General features: G+C 47.0%; 15 protein-coding genes, 8 tRNA genes and 1 rRNA gene. All 24 read left to right on the top strand.

Going from position 1 to position 15,403, the window contains the following annotated elements:
* Positions 1-120, top strand: a 23S ribosomal RNA gene (locus ACFQ3J_RS25625); the annotation flags it as partial.
* A gap of 153 nt (positions 121-273) precedes the next feature.
* Positions 274-365, top strand: a tRNA-Ser gene (locus ACFQ3J_RS25620).
* A gap of 66 nt (positions 366-431) precedes the next feature.
* Positions 432-508, top strand: a tRNA-Met gene (locus ACFQ3J_RS25615).
* 9 nt (positions 509-517) lie between these two features.
* Positions 518-593 (top strand) — tRNA-Val (locus tag ACFQ3J_RS25610).
* Positions 594-598: 5 nt separating this feature from the next.
* A tRNA-Thr gene (locus ACFQ3J_RS25605) sits at positions 599-674 on the top strand.
* A 15-nt stretch (positions 675-689) separates the two neighbouring features.
* A tRNA-Asp gene (locus ACFQ3J_RS25600) sits at positions 690-766 on the top strand.
* Positions 767-860: 94 nt separating this feature from the next.
* Positions 861-933: transfer RNA gene (locus ACFQ3J_RS25595), tRNA-Phe, on the top strand.
* Positions 934-945: 12 nt separating this feature from the next.
* A tRNA-Tyr gene (locus ACFQ3J_RS25590) sits at positions 946-1,031 on the top strand.
* An 8-nt stretch (positions 1,032-1,039) separates the two neighbouring features.
* Positions 1,040-1,112 (top strand) — tRNA-Lys (locus tag ACFQ3J_RS25585).
* Between the two features lie 229 nt (positions 1,113-1,341).
* The gene (locus ACFQ3J_RS25580) at positions 1,342-2,454 is read left to right on the top strand and encodes a PucR family transcriptional regulator (protein WP_251584650.1); all 1,113 of its coding nucleotides are present in this window, start codon (positions 1,342-1,344) and stop codon (positions 2,452-2,454) included.
* A gap of 143 nt (positions 2,455-2,597) precedes the next feature.
* Entirely contained in the window at positions 2,598-3,722 is a 1,125-nt protein-coding gene (locus tag ACFQ3J_RS25575; protein ID WP_091161703.1) for an ABC transporter ATP-binding protein, read from the top strand.
* A gap of 352 nt (positions 3,723-4,074) precedes the next feature.
* Complete coding sequence (gene hprK, locus ACFQ3J_RS25570; protein WP_251584652.1) at positions 4,075-5,013, top strand: HPr(Ser) kinase/phosphatase; 939 nt, start codon at positions 4,075-4,077, stop codon at positions 5,011-5,013.
* Positions 5,014-5,088: 75 nt separating this feature from the next.
* The gene (lgt, locus tag ACFQ3J_RS25565) at positions 5,089-6,111 is read left to right on the top strand and encodes a prolipoprotein diacylglyceryl transferase (RefSeq protein ID WP_251584654.1); all 1,023 of its coding nucleotides are present in this window, start codon (positions 5,089-5,091) and stop codon (positions 6,109-6,111) included.
* Positions 6,112-6,117: 6 nt separating this feature from the next.
* Positions 6,118-6,762, top strand: a complete 645-nt coding sequence (ppaX, locus tag ACFQ3J_RS25560; protein ID WP_091161699.1) for a pyrophosphatase PpaX — start codon at positions 6,118-6,120, stop codon at positions 6,760-6,762.
* A 2-nt stretch (positions 6,763-6,764) separates the two neighbouring features.
* Positions 6,765-7,286: an acyltransferase gene (locus ACFQ3J_RS25555; RefSeq protein WP_251584656.1), complete on the top strand. Its 522-nt coding sequence runs from the start codon at positions 6,765-6,767 to the stop codon at positions 7,284-7,286.
* 223 nt (positions 7,287-7,509) lie between these two features.
* The gene (locus ACFQ3J_RS25550; RefSeq protein ID WP_251584658.1) at positions 7,510-8,730 is read left to right on the top strand and encodes an ATP phosphoribosyltransferase regulatory subunit; all 1,221 of its coding nucleotides are present in this window, start codon (positions 7,510-7,512) and stop codon (positions 8,728-8,730) included.
* A gap of 33 nt (positions 8,731-8,763) precedes the next feature.
* A complete protein-coding gene (gene hisG, locus ACFQ3J_RS25545) occupies positions 8,764-9,399 on the top strand; it encodes an ATP phosphoribosyltransferase (protein WP_091161695.1) in 636 nt (211 codons plus the stop codon).
* Positions 9,400-9,574: 175 nt separating this feature from the next.
* Positions 9,575-10,861 carry a histidinol dehydrogenase gene (gene hisD / locus ACFQ3J_RS25540; RefSeq protein ID WP_251584660.1) on the top strand — a complete coding sequence of 429 codons (1,287 nt, stop codon included), beginning with the start codon at positions 9,575-9,577 and terminating at the stop codon, positions 10,859-10,861.
* A 108-nt stretch (positions 10,862-10,969) separates the two neighbouring features.
* Positions 10,970-11,596, top strand: a complete 627-nt coding sequence (gene hisB / locus ACFQ3J_RS25535; protein ID WP_091161691.1) for an imidazoleglycerol-phosphate dehydratase HisB — start codon at positions 10,970-10,972, stop codon at positions 11,594-11,596.
* A gap of 4 nt (positions 11,597-11,600) precedes the next feature.
* Complete coding sequence (hisH, locus tag ACFQ3J_RS25530; protein WP_091161690.1) at positions 11,601-12,224, top strand: imidazole glycerol phosphate synthase subunit HisH; 624 nt, start codon at positions 11,601-11,603, stop codon at positions 12,222-12,224.
* Between the two features lie 76 nt (positions 12,225-12,300).
* On the top strand, positions 12,301-13,047 hold the full coding sequence (gene hisA / locus ACFQ3J_RS25525; RefSeq protein WP_170862597.1) for a 1-(5-phosphoribosyl)-5-[(5-phosphoribosylamino)methylideneamino]imidazole-4-carboxamide isomerase: 747 nt from the start codon (positions 12,301-12,303) through the stop codon (positions 13,045-13,047).
* Positions 13,048-13,075: 28 nt separating this feature from the next.
* Positions 13,076-13,834 carry an imidazole glycerol phosphate synthase subunit HisF gene (gene hisF / locus ACFQ3J_RS25520; protein ID WP_091161687.1) on the top strand — a complete coding sequence of 253 codons (759 nt, stop codon included), beginning with the start codon at positions 13,076-13,078 and terminating at the stop codon, positions 13,832-13,834.
* Positions 13,831-14,523 (top strand): bifunctional phosphoribosyl-AMP cyclohydrolase/phosphoribosyl-ATP diphosphatase HisIE, encoded by a 693-nt coding sequence (hisIE, locus tag ACFQ3J_RS25515; protein WP_251584662.1) that lies wholly within the window; start codon positions 13,831-13,833, stop codon positions 14,521-14,523. Before hisF ends, hisIE begins: the two co-directional genes overlap by 4 nt.
* A gap of 22 nt (positions 14,524-14,545) precedes the next feature.
* Entirely contained in the window at positions 14,546-15,364 is an 819-nt protein-coding gene (hisJ, locus tag ACFQ3J_RS25510; RefSeq protein ID WP_251584724.1) for a histidinol-phosphatase HisJ, read from the top strand.
* The last annotated feature ends 39 nt before the right edge of the window (positions 15,365-15,403 follow it).

The raw sequence follows: 15,403 nt of genomic DNA, 5'->3' as shown, positions 1-15,403 counted from the left end.
CTCAAGATGAGATTTCCCAACTAGTAAGACCCCTTGAAGACGACGAGGTAGATAGGCTGGGGGTGGAAGTGCAGCAATGCATGGAGCTGACCAGTACTAATCGGTCGAGGGCTTATCCAAAAAAACATCCCACAAAGTGAAGCGAATGCTTCCGGAGTAAATTCCGAATACTTTGCGGGGACCCCGAGAATAACGGGGAAAGCAATAAATCGCAGATTGTTTCGTATCTAGTTTTCAGGGAGTAAATCCTTGAAGGAAAATTACACATCTTTTGGAGAGATACCCAAGTGGCTATAAGGGGACCCTCTGCTAAGGGGTTAGACTGCGTAAGCGGTGCGAGGGTTCGAATCCCTCTCTCTCCGCCACTAATTATCTAGTTGATTTTCAGAATCGGCTGTGATAACATAGGACAAGTTGTGTGATAAAAATATGGCGGTGTAGCTCAGCTGGCTAGAGCGTACGGTTCATACCCGTGAGGTCGGGGGTTCGATCCCCTCCGCCGCTACCATATTATCCTGGAGACTTAGCTCAGCTGGGAGAGCATCTGCCTTACAAGCAGAGGGTCGGGGGTTCGATCCCCTCAGTCTCCACCATATACGCCGGTGTAGCTCAACTGGTAGAGCAACTGACTTGTAATCAGTAGGTTGGGGGTTCAAGTCCTCTCGCCGGCACCATTTTTCATAAAGTTAGGAACTGTGGTGTAGAGGCCTAACATGCCTGCCTGTCACGCAGGAGATCGCGGGTTCGAATCCCGTCAGTTCCGCCATTTAACTTTTTGAGAAATGTCAATGAAGCACATGTTCCACGTATAAAGTGGGAAGGGTTTACCCGACACTTTATTTTTTTTGCCACAACACCTTGGCTCGGTAGCTCAGTCGGTAGAGCAGAGGACTGAAAATCCTCGTGTCGGCGGTTCGATTCCGTCCCGAGCCACTTTTTAATCCTGGAGGATTAGCGAAGTGGCCAAACGCATCAGACTGTAAATCTGCTCCCTTACGGGTTCGGTGGTTCGAATCCATCATCCTCCACCAGTTTTTATGAGCCATTAGCTCAGTTGGTAGAGCACCTGACTTTTAATCAGGGTGTCGAAGGTTCGAGTCCTTCATGGCTCATCACTAAAGTCATCAGTTCAATACTGATGGCTTTTTTTGTTGTATAATGAGTTCATTGCTTGGCCGTGTTTTTTGGAACATAGTCCTTTATAATAAAAATAATGAAGATAAAGATGTGCTTATAATCATTGAACCATCATTGATATCGAATAATCATGCATAAATATCTAAATACGCTTGCTCTACTTATTGATTTAAACATAAAGTCGCAAAGTGGTGAGGAATTGTGATGGATCATAAATCGTTATTACAGAAGCTGCAGCACATTATGGAGACACCGTTCGAAATTAATGGACTTCAAACCATAGAGAATGCCAAATTTAAAGCTGAAGAGAGTTTAGGAGAAGCGTCGTTCATTGTGAATGATCGGCTGTATTTTCATTTGAGTCATGAAAATCAAGAGCAGCCACTTGTGATATCTGTCCCAGCTCATCAGGTTAGTGCATCAGAGAGAGCTTTAATCGAATGGATTATTACTTCTATGCAGTCTGCTTCTCCGATGCATGCGGATCATACAACAGAGCAGTCTAATATGAATATGCTGGGCGCCTGGATTATTGAACAGATCGACAGTTCGGATGCAGTAACTATACCAGAAGGACTGGATAATCTTACATCTGTTTTTAGAGTAGGGATCGTTCCCTTTTATATAACGTATGAGGGCGGACATGATTCTGGTGTTGCTCCAAAATCGATGTACAAGCTGCTTCAATCTTACTTTGGCGGAGAGATCATGCTTGTACTCTTGCAACAAGATAAATGGCTCGTTCTTGCAGAAGAAGCTATGGTTCTGGATCGGACAGAGTTAAAAGATGTGGATCAAGGTGCGGAAAGAACAGAACTGGCACTTGAGAGCGAACTGATGGCATTTGCCGAAGGCTTATATGAAGTCGTAGCTAATGAGTGGGTAGGCGTATTTAATCTATCCGTTCATTCTCCGCTGTATTCCTTGGACAGCCTGCCGCACGTAACCTCTCTGCTGATGGAGACGATTCAGCTTGGGAAGATTTTTAGAATGAGTGAACATGTGCATTTCCCTTGGCGGTTTACACTTGAGCGCTTGGTATCCAGAATACCAGAAGAGCAGAGATCAAGTTATTTGAACGAGGTGAAAGATTCCTCCATACTATTTGATGAAGAAACGATATCAACACTAGAGATTTTCTTTCAGCTGGATTGTAATGTCAGTGAAACCGCAAAACGTCTCTACATTCACAGAAATACCCTGATATACCGGCTGGACAAGATTAAGCAAGAGACCGGTTTAGATGTTCGAAGCTTTAAAGACGCCGTTTTGGTGAAGCTGACACTGCTCTTGTACAAAGTGACGAAAAGGCTCTGATTTTTTTGTATGAATTGTGCATAGTCATAAGAGACCGAACTAGGTTAATATAAGAACAGAAAATGAATTCGATTACATTATTGATATTGCTGTGTGTATTCGTTTACATGAATTAATGAAATTATGCTGAGGAGGCAATAATCATGGCTGGTGTACGTTTAGAACATATCTACAAACAATATCCAGGTTCAGATAAGGCGACGGTAGTTGATATCAACTTAGACATTAAGGATAAAGAGTTTCTGGTACTTGTAGGTCCTTCCGGTTGCGGTAAATCCACAACACTTCGAATGATTGCCGGCCTTGAGGAAATCTCCGACGGTAAACTATATATCGGTGATCGTGTCGTTAACGACGTGGCTCCAAAAGACCGCGATATCGCGATGGTATTCCAATCCTATGCCTTGTATCCGCATATGAACGTATATCAGAACATGGCATTCGGTTTGAAGCTTCGCAAAGTGAAAAAAGAAGAAATCGATAAGAGCGTTCGCGAAGCAGCTAAAATTCTCGATATCGAGCATTTGCTGGATCGCAAACCAAAAGCTCTTTCCGGTGGTCAGCGTCAGCGTGTCGCATTGGGACGTGCGATCGTCCGTAATCCTCAAGTCTTCTTGATGGATGAGCCGCTCTCCAACTTGGATGCTAAACTTCGTGGACAGATGCGCGCGGAGATTACTAAACTGGCTAAACGTTTGGAAACAACCGTTATCTACGTAACGCATGACCAAATCGAAGCGATGACGATGGGTGATCGTATCGTTGTAATGAAAGACGGATATATTCAACAAGCGGCTTCTCCGGAAGAGCTGTATAACAATCCGACGAACTTGTTCGTTGCCGGCTTTATTGGATCTCCAACAATGAACTTCATCAAAGGTAAGCTGTCTCAGCAAGGAGACACTCTTCGCTTTACAGCTACTGGTGTTGATGTAGAGATCCCGCAAGGGAAAGCTCAGATTCTGAAGAGCAAAGGCTATGCGGGTAAAGATGTGATTCTGGGTGTTCGTCCAGAAGATATTCATGAAGAGCCTGTATTTCTGGAAGCTTCCCCACACACTGTGTTTACGGCTAAAGTAGACGTAAGTGAGAATCTTGGTCATGAATTGCTCTTGTACCTCAGCGGTGTAGGCAGTGATGTTACTATTGCCCGTGTTGATGGACGCTCCAATACTCGTGATGGCAGCACTGTAAAAATGGCAATCGACATGAACAAAGTTCATATCTTCGATATCGAAACAGAAGCTAATGTACTTGTTCAAGACTAAGATCTTTGGACAGAATAGAGAGGGTTGTCTTGGCTTAGCGCCAGGGCAGCCCTTTTCATTTTATATTAGTACTGAATAAATCATTCATGGCATGAACATTGCATTCAGACCTAATTTCCTATACGATAATGACATTGAAACTTCCGATTATAGGTAAAGAGATGTACATAACATATGTTAACCGAATCAATTTCATAACTCATTAAAAAGGTGAATCGAAACTATATAGACAAAAAATCAATTTGATCTATATATATCCCTGATTTAAGCAGCTAAAGGTATTATGAAATTGATTCAACAGCAAGATAATTCGCAGGAGTCATCCTGATTGTAATGGAAGGAAGAATCCAACATGGCTAAAAAAGTAAAAGTAACAGAGCTAGCTAACGAATTTCAGCTTGAGGTCGTTTCAGGCGAGAAAGGTCTTAAGCGGCCTATTACAGTAGATGATCTGAACAGACCAGGCCTTGAAATGGCCGGTTATTTTGAATACTATCCAACGGAACGAGTACAGCTGCTGGGCAAAACAGAGCTTGCCTTCTTGCGGATGCTGCCTGAAGAAGAGCGTCGAGATCGAATGAGCCGTTTATGTCATGAAGAAACACCGTGTATTGTGGTGACGCGCGGTCTGGATGTGCCTCAGGAGCTGGTTGATATCAGTAATGAGCGTGATCTGCCTGTTCTGCGCAGTTCAATGTCGACAACGATCTTATCAAGTCGTATTACAGGTTTCTTGGAGGGTAAGCTTGCACCAACGACAACCATTCATGGGGTTTTGTGTGATGTGTATGGCATTGGTCTTCTCATTACAGGAAGCAGTGGGATCGGTAAGAGTGAGGCAGCTCTTGAACTCGTAAAACGGGGTCACCGCCTTGTCGCGGATGATGCAGTCGAAATCAGCCAAACGGCAGATAATCAATTACATGGTACCGCACCTGAGCTCATCAGACATTTGCTTGAGATTCGCGGAGTGGGGATTATCAATGTAATGACACTATTTGGTGTGGGCGCTATTCGGAATCACAAGAGGATTACGCTTGTTGTTCGGCTTGAGGCTTGGCAGCAGGATAAGCAATATGACCGTCTTGGGCTTGACGAGGAGACGACTCGTATTATTGATACGGATGTGCCGCTCGTTACGATTCCGGTCCGCCCTGGCCGTAACCTAGGTGTCATTATTGAAGTAGCAGCTATGAACTTCCGTTTGAAACGAATGGGTGTTAATGCTGCGCTTCAGTTTACGAACAAACTGACGGCAACGATTGCAGAAGACAATGATGATATGGACTGATTATGTCCATACCTATGCACCTATCGACGCGAATAAAGTATAACAAAAGTGATGATAAATTTAAGGAGTGGACAAATGGGTACCTTATTACTTGATCCTATTGCTTTTTCCATTGGTTCTCTTAATGTTCATTGGTATGGGCTGATATTAGGGACTGCAGCCATTGTAGGCTTACTGCTGGCCATGCAGGAAGGCAAACGTTTCGGTATACCTTCTGATTTCTTTATGGATTTATTACTGCTGGGTGTCCCTTCGGCCATTATCGGGGCAAGGATTTATTATGTTGCCTTTCAATGGGATGACTACAAGGACAACTTCTGGGATGTGTTTAAGATATGGCAGGGCGGTATCGCCATATATGGTGCGCTGATTGGCGCAATCATTTGTGCATTTTTCTATTTCAGGCATAAAGGATATAACTTCTGGCGAATCGTAGATATTTGTGCGCCAGGATTGCTTATCGGTCAGGCCATCGGCCGCTGGGGGAACTTCGTTAACCAGGAGGCATACGGTGGACCTGTGGAAGAATCTTTCCTGAGAAATACACTTCATCTGCCTGACTTTATTGTTAATCAGATGAACGTGCAAGGTACATATCATCATCCGGCATTTTTGTACGAATCGGTTTGGAATATCGTGGGCTTGCTGATCCTGTTTATTCTGCGTCGTCAGAAGTTCATGCGTGCCGGCGAGCTGTTCATGTCCTACTTCATCTGGTACTCTATCGGACGTTTCTTTATCGAAGCACTGCGTACAGACAGCCTGGCATTCCAAGGTCCAGAATGGCTTGCATCGATGATTCACGGTATGTGGTCACCTATGATCGCTATGGGCTTCGAAATGGGTTATTTGGATCCCGAATATGGCAATATCCGGATTTCGCAGCTGCTGTCTATCGCTTTTGTATTGATTGCAATCGTTCTGATCGTTGTGCGCCGAGTGACTGGTGCCTCCAAGGAACGTTATTCAGATCCGATTGTGTCAACGAAGACACCGGCAGTTAAGGAAGATGACGAGCTGACAAGTATGGATAAGGAAAAGGACATCAAAGATGCTTCTCACAGCAACAAGGGGAGCTCTGATCAGAAAAAGGAGTAGTCCAGCATGATTAACACCGTTTTATTTGATTTAGATGGAACAATAATAGATACGAACGAGCTGATTATCAGCTCGTTTCTGCATGTCCTGGATCAGCTTGGTCCAGGAGCTCTTCCGCGCGAGGAGATTATTCCGCATATGGGCGGAACCCTGGAGCAGCAGATGCAGGCTTTTACAGGGAAGTCAGATGTAGCTGAGTACGTCACAGGCTATCGTGCATACAATGCGATCCACCATGACGCAATGGTTAATCCGTTCCCTCATGTTACAGAGGTCTGCGAGAAGCTTCGTGAGCAAGGAATCCGGATGGGGGTTGTAACGACAAAAATTCGGCCAAGCACGCTTAAGGTGCTTGAAATGTATGATCTTAAGAAGTATATGGAGGTCATAGTTACAGTATCGGATGTGACGCATCCCAAACCGCATCCGGAACCGGTTCAGAAGGCAGTTGAAGAGCTCGGAGCCGATCCAGCCCAAACCTTAATGGTTGGTGACAGTCCTGTTGATATCCAGTCAGCGAAAGCAGCTGGAGTCAAAGCGGCGGGAGTGGCTTGGTCATTGAAGGGTGAGGCGAAGCTGCGGGAGTACGGCCCGGATTATATTTTGCATGATATGAACGATATATTGACTATAATCCAGAAGGAGCAGTAATCGTGAGAAAGGTGGAGCGTTATCCTGTAGAGGGGCACAATGCACTATGGCATATTTACCGTACGGTGAGTCCCTTTAAAGGGGTTCGCAATTTCATCTGGATCCAGCTCTCAAGATACTGCCCTATCCTGCCATTAAAGAACTGGATCTATCGAAGCCGGCTTCGTATGAAGGTAGGAGATTATACCGCATTTGGACTTATGGTGATGGTGGATGTGTTTTTTCCGGAAAGGATCAAGATTGGCACAAACTCCGTCATTGGATACAACACTACAATTCTCGCACATGAGTATCTCATTAAGGAATATCGGCTAGGAGATGTTATCATAGGTGATAATGTGCTGATTGGAGCAAATTCAACGATCCTGCCTGGAGTCACCATTGGAGATGGTGCGGTCGTTGCTGCCGGTTCCGTTGTTCATAAGGATGTTGCGCCGGGTGCTTTTGTTGGCGGCAATCCGCTTCGTGAGCTGAAGTCTAGGGCCGTTATCCCCAGTGATAGTGAGTCAACAGAAACAGAATAGGTATGACTTGGATAGAAAAAGGACCCGCTGCAGGTCCTTTTTGCATATAAAAAAGCTTCATTATTGTGAGTGCAGACAACCTCTTGCAATTCAAGGTGAATTGACGTGCCATGGAAGACGTGATATTATATCGAATAATTCTTTAATTTGTTAGATTGGTAGTACATTAACGCAATAAAGATATTATTCGTGATTAAAATATAAATAATGAGGGGAAATTCATATGTCTAAACCAAAGGGTTTCGAAAAACCAGCTGGTGTACGCGATTATCTGCCTCATGTGGTTGATAAACTGCGCCGCATCGAGCATCGGGTACTGGAGTGCATGGGCAGCTGGGGATATCGTCAGATCATAACACCCTCCATGGAATACTATGACACCGTGGGTGTTGCCAGCTCTACCTCGGATCGGAAGCTATTTAAACTGCTTAATAATCGGGGAACTACACTTGTCCTTCGTTCTGATATGACAGCACCGATTGCACGGGTTGTATCTTCACTTCTCAAGGAGGAGAAGCTGCCTCTGCGTCTGTCTTATCATGCAAATGTGTTTCGGGCGATCGAAGAGGAAGCAGGAAGGGAAGCGGAATTCTTTCAGACCGGTGTGGAGCTGGTTGGAGACGACTCGCCGGAAGCGGATGCAGAGGTTGTCGCTCTGGCTATTGCTTCTTTGAAAGCTGCAGGAGTTCAGTCCTTCAAGATTGCGATGGGACATGTAGGATTCTTGAACGGACTCTTTGAAGAGATTGTTCCGGGTCAGAAGGAATTGCAGAAGGAGCTTAAGGAAGTCCTGCTGAAACGTGACTATGTCGGTTATCGTGAGAAGATTGATGCATTGCCTTTGGAAGATGAATCGAAGGAACGGATGAACGCGATTCTCCGCCTACGTGGAGGGAAGGAGATTTGCAGCAAGGCAGAACAGCTGAGTGCAAGCAGTGAAGCCCGCAGCTCCATGAACCATCTCTGCAGCGTGTGGGAAGTGCTAGAAGCCTACGGCGTATCACAGCATGTTCTGATTGATCTGACGATGATTGGTGACTTTTCTTATTACACAGGTATGACCTTTGAGGGATACGCAGCAGAGCTGGGTTCACCCGTATGCAGCGGAGGCAGATATGACAAATTGCTGAAGCAATTTGGAAAAGATGTGCCTGCTACCGGTTTTGCTCTCAAGACAAACCGAATTGTCGACGGAGTAAGAGGAATTCGTGTAGAACAGCCGCTCCCTGTACTTATTGAATATACCAAGGAGCACCGGGCAGAGGCTTTGTCACGGGCAGGCGAGATGAGAAGCGAAGGACGGATTGTTGTAACCAGGCTGATGGGAAGAGATGACGATTGTTATAACCAGGCAATAGAAATGGGGGAGCAGGGCTCCAACTATGCGGTGTCTATGCTCCAGGGAAAATATGAGAAGGTATATACTTACAGTAATTCAATATAAGTCAGCAGAAGGCAGAGGGAGGGAGTATCAAGCATGAGCGAAATTTTGAAGGTAGCTATGCCGAAAGGAAGAATATATAAGAAAGCTTCTGAGCTGTTTCGTGCGGCAGGCATTGCAATTCCAGCGGATATCGATGAATCCCGCAAGCTGGTCATTCCACTGCCAGAGGCACAGCTTGAATTTATTATGGCCAAGCCGGTAGATGTTCCAACTTATGTAGAGTATGGAGCAGCCGATATCGGTATTGTCGGTAAGGATGTCTTGTTAGAGGAAAACAAAGACGTGTATGAGCTGCTTGATTTAGGGATCGCTCGCTGCCGAATGTCGGTCATCGGACTACCGGACTGGGAGCCAGGCATCAGGCAGCGAGTGGCCACGAAATATCCGAATGTGGCTTCACAGTATTTTAGGGAGCAGGGCCAGCAAGTAGAGGTCATTAAGCTGAACGGGTCAATTGAGCTTGCTCCATTAATCGGTTTGGCCGACCGGATCGTTGATATGGTCGAGACCGGACAGACGCTTCGCGAGAACGGGCTCATTGAATTCGAAAGCATGTTTGAGATCACTAGCCGATTGATTGCAAACCGGGTAAGCTACCGAATGAAGAATGCACAGATTCAGAGTTTATGTGATGCATTGCAGCAGGTTATTACAGCACCTGCTGAATAGATGATAAATAGTTCACGGCATGAAATGATGGAGCAGCTTCATTGATGTAACCCCTGACAATATAAGGTTCAACATGACCTTGCTTTATGGAATGAACAATTAAGCAACTGAATACTTAACAAGATAAATAAAGGATTGTTGCCCTGAAAGTATGTCGATAAAGGAGGATTGGAAGATGAGAATCGTACCGGCGAAGGAGTTTCGTCTACAGCGTGATGTGGATTATGGAACGAAGGAACAAAATGAAGCGGTTCGTCAAATCATTCAGGATGTCCGGAGCGATGGAGATGCAGCTGTGCTAAAGTATACTGCTCTCCATGACCGGACCGAAATAAGTGCAGCGGAGCTGAAGGTGACCGAGGCGGAGATGAATGCAGCTTATGATGTAGTGGAGCCTTCATTTATCACCGCGATTCGAGCAGCTGCGCACAACATACGTAAATTTCATGAGAAACAGAAACGAAGTTCCTGGATGGACTTTGAGCCTGATGGAAGTCTGCTCGGACAGATTATCCGGCCGCTGGACCGTGTCGGTGTCTACGTGCCGGGTGGCAAGGCAGCATATCCTTCCTCTGTGCTGATGAATGTCATTCCAGCACAGGTGGCCGGTGTGCGTGAGATTGTGATGGTGACGCCGCCGGCTACGAGCGGCGGCGAAGGCGTTGACCCGTACATTCTCGTGGCTGCTGCGGAAGCAGGCGTTAACGAGATGTACCGGGTGGGCGGCGCGCAGGCGATTGCCGCCTTGGCTTACGGCACGGAGAGCATCCAGAAGGTCGACAAGATCTGTGGACCGGGCAATATTTATGTGGCGCTCGCGAAGCGTGAGGTGTTCGGGGCCGTCGATATCGACAGTATTGCAGGCCCGAGCGAAATTGTGGTCCTGGCGGATGAAACCGCGAAAGCGGACTATGTTGCCGCCGACCTGTTATCTCAGGCGGAGCACGACGAAATGGCGTCCGCCATCCTTGTGACGACATCCCAGCAGCTGGCTGAAGAGGTACAGCGAGAGGTGGAAGAACAGCTTAGCAAGCTGCCGAGAGAAGACATTGCGAGAGCTTCGGTCGAGGCGCATGGAGCGATTATCGTCGTCAGCTCCCTGCTTGAAGGCATTGAGGTTGTGAACCAGCTGGCGCCGGAGCATCTTGAAGTGATGGTGGCGGAGCCGATGGCTTATGTATCTTATATCCGTCATGCTGGAGCAATCTTTCTCGGACCGTACAGCTCTGAGCCGGTAGGGGATTATTTTGCAGGGCCGAATCATATTATTCCGACCAACGGAACGGCAAGATATGCATCGCCGGTCGATGTGGACGATTTTACGAAAAAATCGAGTCTTATCTATTACAGCAAGGAAGCGCTCCTCAGGAATGGAGAAGCCATTATGGAGCTGGCTCGTCATGAAGGATTAGAAGGGCATGCACGAGCGATTGAAATTAGATTACAGCAGGAACGCAATTAATTGCATAAGATGATTTCTAACTGCCCTGCGTTTGCTTTAAGCAAGAGTATAAATATCAAAACAATCATAACGAAATAAGAGCGAGATGCTGGAGAGCGGAGGCGTAAAATGGGAAATCAGGACAACAGCGTTAACAGTTTTATTGAAGAAGGCCGCGGAGCAAGTGTCAGCCGAAAAACGAACGAGACCGACATTCAGCTTGCCTTCGGTGTGGATGGAACAGGTCGTTCCGAGATTGAGACAGATGTACCTTTTCTGAACCATATGCTTGACTTGTTCACGAAGCACGGGCAATTTGATCTCCAAGTCGTCGCCAAAGGCGATATTGAAATTGATGACCATCACACGGTGGAGGATATCGGCATTTGTCTGGGGCAAACGTTGCTAACTGCATTAGGCGATAAAAAAGGAATCAAGCGGTATGCAAGTGTGTTTGTTCCGATGGACGAGGCTCTGGCGCAGGTTGTCATTGACATCAGCAATCGTCCGCACTTTGAATATCGGGCAGAGTATCCTTCCCAGCAGGTAGGAAGCTTCTCCACAGAGCTGGTACAGGAATTTCTGTGGAAGTTCGCGCTTGAGGCACGAATTACGCTTCACGTTATCGTTCATTACGGACAAAATACCCATCATATGATCGAGGCTGTGTTCAAGGCGCTCGGAAGAGCACTGGATGAAGCGACAGCAGTCGATCCGCGTGTTACCGGTGTGCCATCAACGAAGGGAGTGCTGTAGCCTTATGACCATAGCCATTGTTGATTACGGAATGGGGAACCTGCACAGCGTAAGCAAGGCTGTCGAAAGACTGGGTTATACCGCACTGGTAACAGGGGATGAACAAGAGATTCTAGGGGCTGCCGGCGTCATTCTGCCGGGTGTAGGGGCATTTGGAGATGCGATGCAGCATCTTCGGGAAGCGAAGCTTGATACCGTCATTAAGCAGGTGAGCGAGGATGGAACACCGCTGCTCGGCATTTGTCTAGGAATGCAGCTGCTATTCAGCAGAAGTGAGGAGCACGGGAATCATGAGGGTCTCGGTATTTTGCCGGGGAATGTTATAAGGTTCGAAGAGAGGGCAGATTACAAGGTTCCGCATATGGGATGGAATGAGCTCGAATTTATACATCAGGACAGCCCCCTGTTTGAAGGACTGGAGGAAGGCCATGTGTACTTTGTCCATTCTTATCACGCTAAGCCTGAAGTAGAATCAAATCTGCTGGCGGTTACAGATTATGGTTATCCGGTGACGGCCATTGTCGGCCATGGCTCCGTGTATGGTATGCAGTTTCATCCCGAGAAGAGCGGGAAGCTTGGGATGCAGCTCTTAAACAATTTTCTGCGTTTAGCAGAAGCTTCTGAATGAGGTCTTGAGGACATAATGTAGCGATAGTTCAAGTTGATGTGAGAATCAAGAGAAGATGGGGGAGGCCTGAATTAGTATGTCTTTGTTCACTATATATCCAGCCATTGATATTCTAGGCGGCAAATGTGTAAGGCTGGTACAAGGAGACTATAACCAGGAGACTGTGTACAACGACAATCCGGTTGCAGCCGCTAAGGAATGGGAAGCACAAGGGGGCACCTTCATTCATTTGGTCGATCTTGATGGAGCAAAGGAAGGCAAGCCAGTTAATGCAGAAGTAATCGGACAGATTGCTTCCGCTGTAAATGTTCCTGTACAAGTCGGAGGCGGTCTCCGCCGAATAGAGGATGTGGAACAGCTTCTGTCTCTTGGCGTCAGTCGGGTTATTCTCGGCACTGCGGCAATCGAGGATCGAAAATTTACAGAAACCGTACTAGCTTCATATGGTGACAAGGTGGCTATTGGCATTGATGCACGAGATGGCTATGTTGCGACGAGAGGCTGGCTTGAAACTTCTCAGGTCAAAGCAGAGGTACTCGCCAAGGAGCTTGCCGCATACGGAGCTAAGACTTTTATTTTCACGGATATTTCGAGAGACGGAATGATGCAGGGGCCAAATATTGAAGCCATTGTATCATTAGCTGAAGTCAGTGGACAGCAGGTCATTGCATCAGGAGGAGTCAGCACGATGGAGGATCTTGTGCGTCTTCACAGATACAGAGATCAGGGCGTCAGCGGCGCAATCGTTGGAAAGGCATTGTATACGGGTGCCGTTGATCTGAGGCAGGCCATCGAAACGATCAATAACAGTGGTTTAACATAGACGAAATAGAGGAGAGGAGGGTGAACCTATGCTGGCCAAGCGGATCATACCATGCCTGGATGTGAAGGACGGCAGAGTTGTAAAAGGAGTCAATTTCGTCAATCTAAGAGATGCCGGTGATCCTGTAGAGCTTGCTGCCTTATACGATAAGGAAGGTGCAGACGAGATTGTCTTCTTGGATATATCGGCTTCAGCAGAAGGACGGGAAACGATGATCGAGGTCGTCCGTCAAACCGCTGGAGAAATTGCGATTCCTTTCACGGTAGGCGGGGGAATTAAGCATGTGGATGATATGAAGAAAATTTTGCGTGCGGGTGCGGATAAAATCGGGATTAATACAGCAGCTGTACTGAACCCTGATTTAATTACTCAAGGTGCACAGCGGTTTGGATCTCAGTGTATTGTGGTTGCTGTTGATGCCAAGTGGAACGAGTCGATCAACGACTGGGAGGTATATACACACGGCGGAAGAAAGGCAACGGGCATTCGAGCACTGGATTGGGTCAAACGAGCTGAGCAGCTGGGAGCTGGAGAATTGCTGCTTACGAGCATGGATACAGACGGAACGAAGGACGGATTTGATATCGCACTGACGAAGGCTGTGAGTGAGGCAGTCTGGATTCCCGTTATTGCTTCAGGCGGTGCAGGGCAAGAAGCGCATTTTGAAGAAGTGTTCACAGAAGGCAAAGCAGATGCAGGGCTTGCTGCAACGATCTTTCACTATAAAGAGATCGCTATACCGCATCTCAAACAGCAGCTGAAATCCAAAGGGGTTGAAATTCGATGAGTACAGAACTAGCAATAGAAGCAGTCCGTTTCGATGAAAAAGGGCTTGTCCCTGCTATTGTTCAGGATGCGGACACCAAAGAAGTGCTGATGATGGCCTATATGAATGAAGAGTCGCTGCTTAAGTCGATCTCATCGGGAGAGACCTGGTTTTGGTCCCGTTCACGGGGTGAGCTATGGAATAAAGGAGCGACGTCCGGCAATGTGCAGTCGATTGTTTCATTAAAATATGATTGTGATGGAGATACGCTGCTCGTACTGGTGAATCCCAAAGGACCAGCATGCCATACGGGTGAGAACAGCTGCTTCTTCCGTGAACTTAGTGGTGTGAATCAGGCGAGGGCTTATGTGTCCGGTACTGGTGAGGCTGGTGCAGAAGTGCAGGCAGGCAGCCGGTTTGATGTGCTGGCGGAGCTGGAGCGTGTCATCTCAGAGCGCGAGAAGGAGCGTCCAGAAGGTGCGTACACGACATATCTGTTCGATAAAGGCGTAGATAAGATACTTAAGAAAATTGGTGAGGAAGCGTCAGAAACGATCATCGCTGCCAAGAACAAGGATAACCAAGAGCTTAGACTCGAGGTCAGTGACCTGATCTATCATTTGCTCGTTCTTCTTGAAGAGCGGAAGCTTCCACTGGATGAAATCATGCAGGAGCTCAGTCTTCGCCATGAACGTCCACGCCGGGATTAAGGCAGGTGGGGACTCTATGTCTATGCTAATCGACTTCCATACACATCATGCCAGATGTGGACATGCGGTAGGAGAACTGGAAGCCTATGTACAGCAAGCAGTTCGGCTCGGCTACAGTCAAATTGGGCTGTCGGACCACATGCCGCTGATCCATGTCAATCCGGCAACGTATTATCCTGAAATGGCGATGCCAATGGAGGAGCTCCCCCGTTACGTGGAGGAGTGCCTATCACTTAGGGAAAAGTACAAGGGACAAATTAAGGTGCTTGTCGGTCTAGAGGGAGACTATATCGAGGGATTTGAAGAGAAGATTGAGCAGATCATTAACGCCTATCCTTTTGATTATGTCATTGGATCCGTTCATTTCCTTAAGGAATGGGACATTTCGGATTATCGGCAGGTGCACAACTGGGAGAACAAGGATGTCCTTGAAGTGTACAAGACGTATTACGATGCGGTTGAGAAGGCGGCGCGCTCAGGTCTCTATGATTATCTTGGGCACATCGATGTGATCAAGCGTTTCGGTTATACACCAAAGTCATCGGAAGCAGAGGAATGGCTGCAGCTGGAATTATCTGTCCTTAAGACCATTGCAGCGAGCAAGTTGGCAATAGAGCTGAATGCGTCTGGTCTATCCAAGCCTTGTGCCGAAATGTTCCCGAGCCGGCGAATACTTGAGAAAGCCTTTGTATTGAACATTCCAATCACGGTTGGATCAGATGCGCATGATCCGGCAAAAGTGGGTGAGCATGTCGATCAGGCAAGAGATCTTCTACGGGAAATCGGATATACAGAACTTGCCGTATTCGAGCAGCGAAAACGGTCGTCTGTTCCATTGTAATCCAGTCGTTGCAGAGTATAATGGAAATATAAGGCTGAA

The sequence above is a fragment of the Paenibacillus provencensis genome, from assembly GCF_042678545.1.
Classification (GTDB): Bacteria; Bacillota; Bacilli; order Paenibacillales; family Paenibacillaceae; genus Paenibacillus; species Paenibacillus provencensis.
Note: the sequence above shows the minus strand (reverse complement) of the source record. Positions and strands in the feature narration are given on the sequence as shown.

Coding starts and splice junctions, on each gene's coding strand:
- ACFQ3J_RS25580 (WP_251584650.1), top strand. CDS start 1,342: ATGGATCATAAATCGTTATTACAGAAGCTGCAGCACATTATGGAGACA.
- ACFQ3J_RS25575 (WP_091161703.1), top strand. CDS start 2,598: ATGGCTGGTGTACGTTTAGAACATATCTACAAACAATATCCAGGTTCA.
- hprK (WP_251584652.1), top strand. CDS start 4,075: ATGGCTAAAAAAGTAAAAGTAACAGAGCTAGCTAACGAATTTCAGCTT.
- lgt (WP_251584654.1), top strand. CDS start 5,089: ATGGGTACCTTATTACTTGATCCTATTGCTTTTTCCATTGGTTCTCTT.
- ppaX (WP_091161699.1), top strand. CDS start 6,118: ATGATTAACACCGTTTTATTTGATTTAGATGGAACAATAATAGATACG.
- ACFQ3J_RS25550 (WP_251584658.1), top strand. CDS start 7,510: ATGTCTAAACCAAAGGGTTTCGAAAAACCAGCTGGTGTACGCGATTAT.
- hisG (WP_091161695.1), top strand. CDS start 8,764: ATGAGCGAAATTTTGAAGGTAGCTATGCCGAAAGGAAGAATATATAAG.
- hisD (WP_251584660.1), top strand. CDS start 9,575: ATGAGAATCGTACCGGCGAAGGAGTTTCGTCTACAGCGTGATGTGGAT.
- hisB (WP_091161691.1), top strand. CDS start 10,970: ATGGGAAATCAGGACAACAGCGTTAACAGTTTTATTGAAGAAGGCCGC.
- hisH (WP_091161690.1), top strand. CDS start 11,601: ATGACCATAGCCATTGTTGATTACGGAATGGGGAACCTGCACAGCGTA.
- hisA (WP_170862597.1), top strand. CDS start 12,301: ATGTCTTTGTTCACTATATATCCAGCCATTGATATTCTAGGCGGCAAA.
- hisF (WP_091161687.1), top strand. CDS start 13,076: ATGCTGGCCAAGCGGATCATACCATGCCTGGATGTGAAGGACGGCAGA.
- hisIE (WP_251584662.1), top strand. CDS start 13,831: ATGAGTACAGAACTAGCAATAGAAGCAGTCCGTTTCGATGAAAAAGGG.
- hisJ (WP_251584724.1), top strand. CDS start 14,546: ATGCTAATCGACTTCCATACACATCATGCCAGATGTGGACATGCGGTA.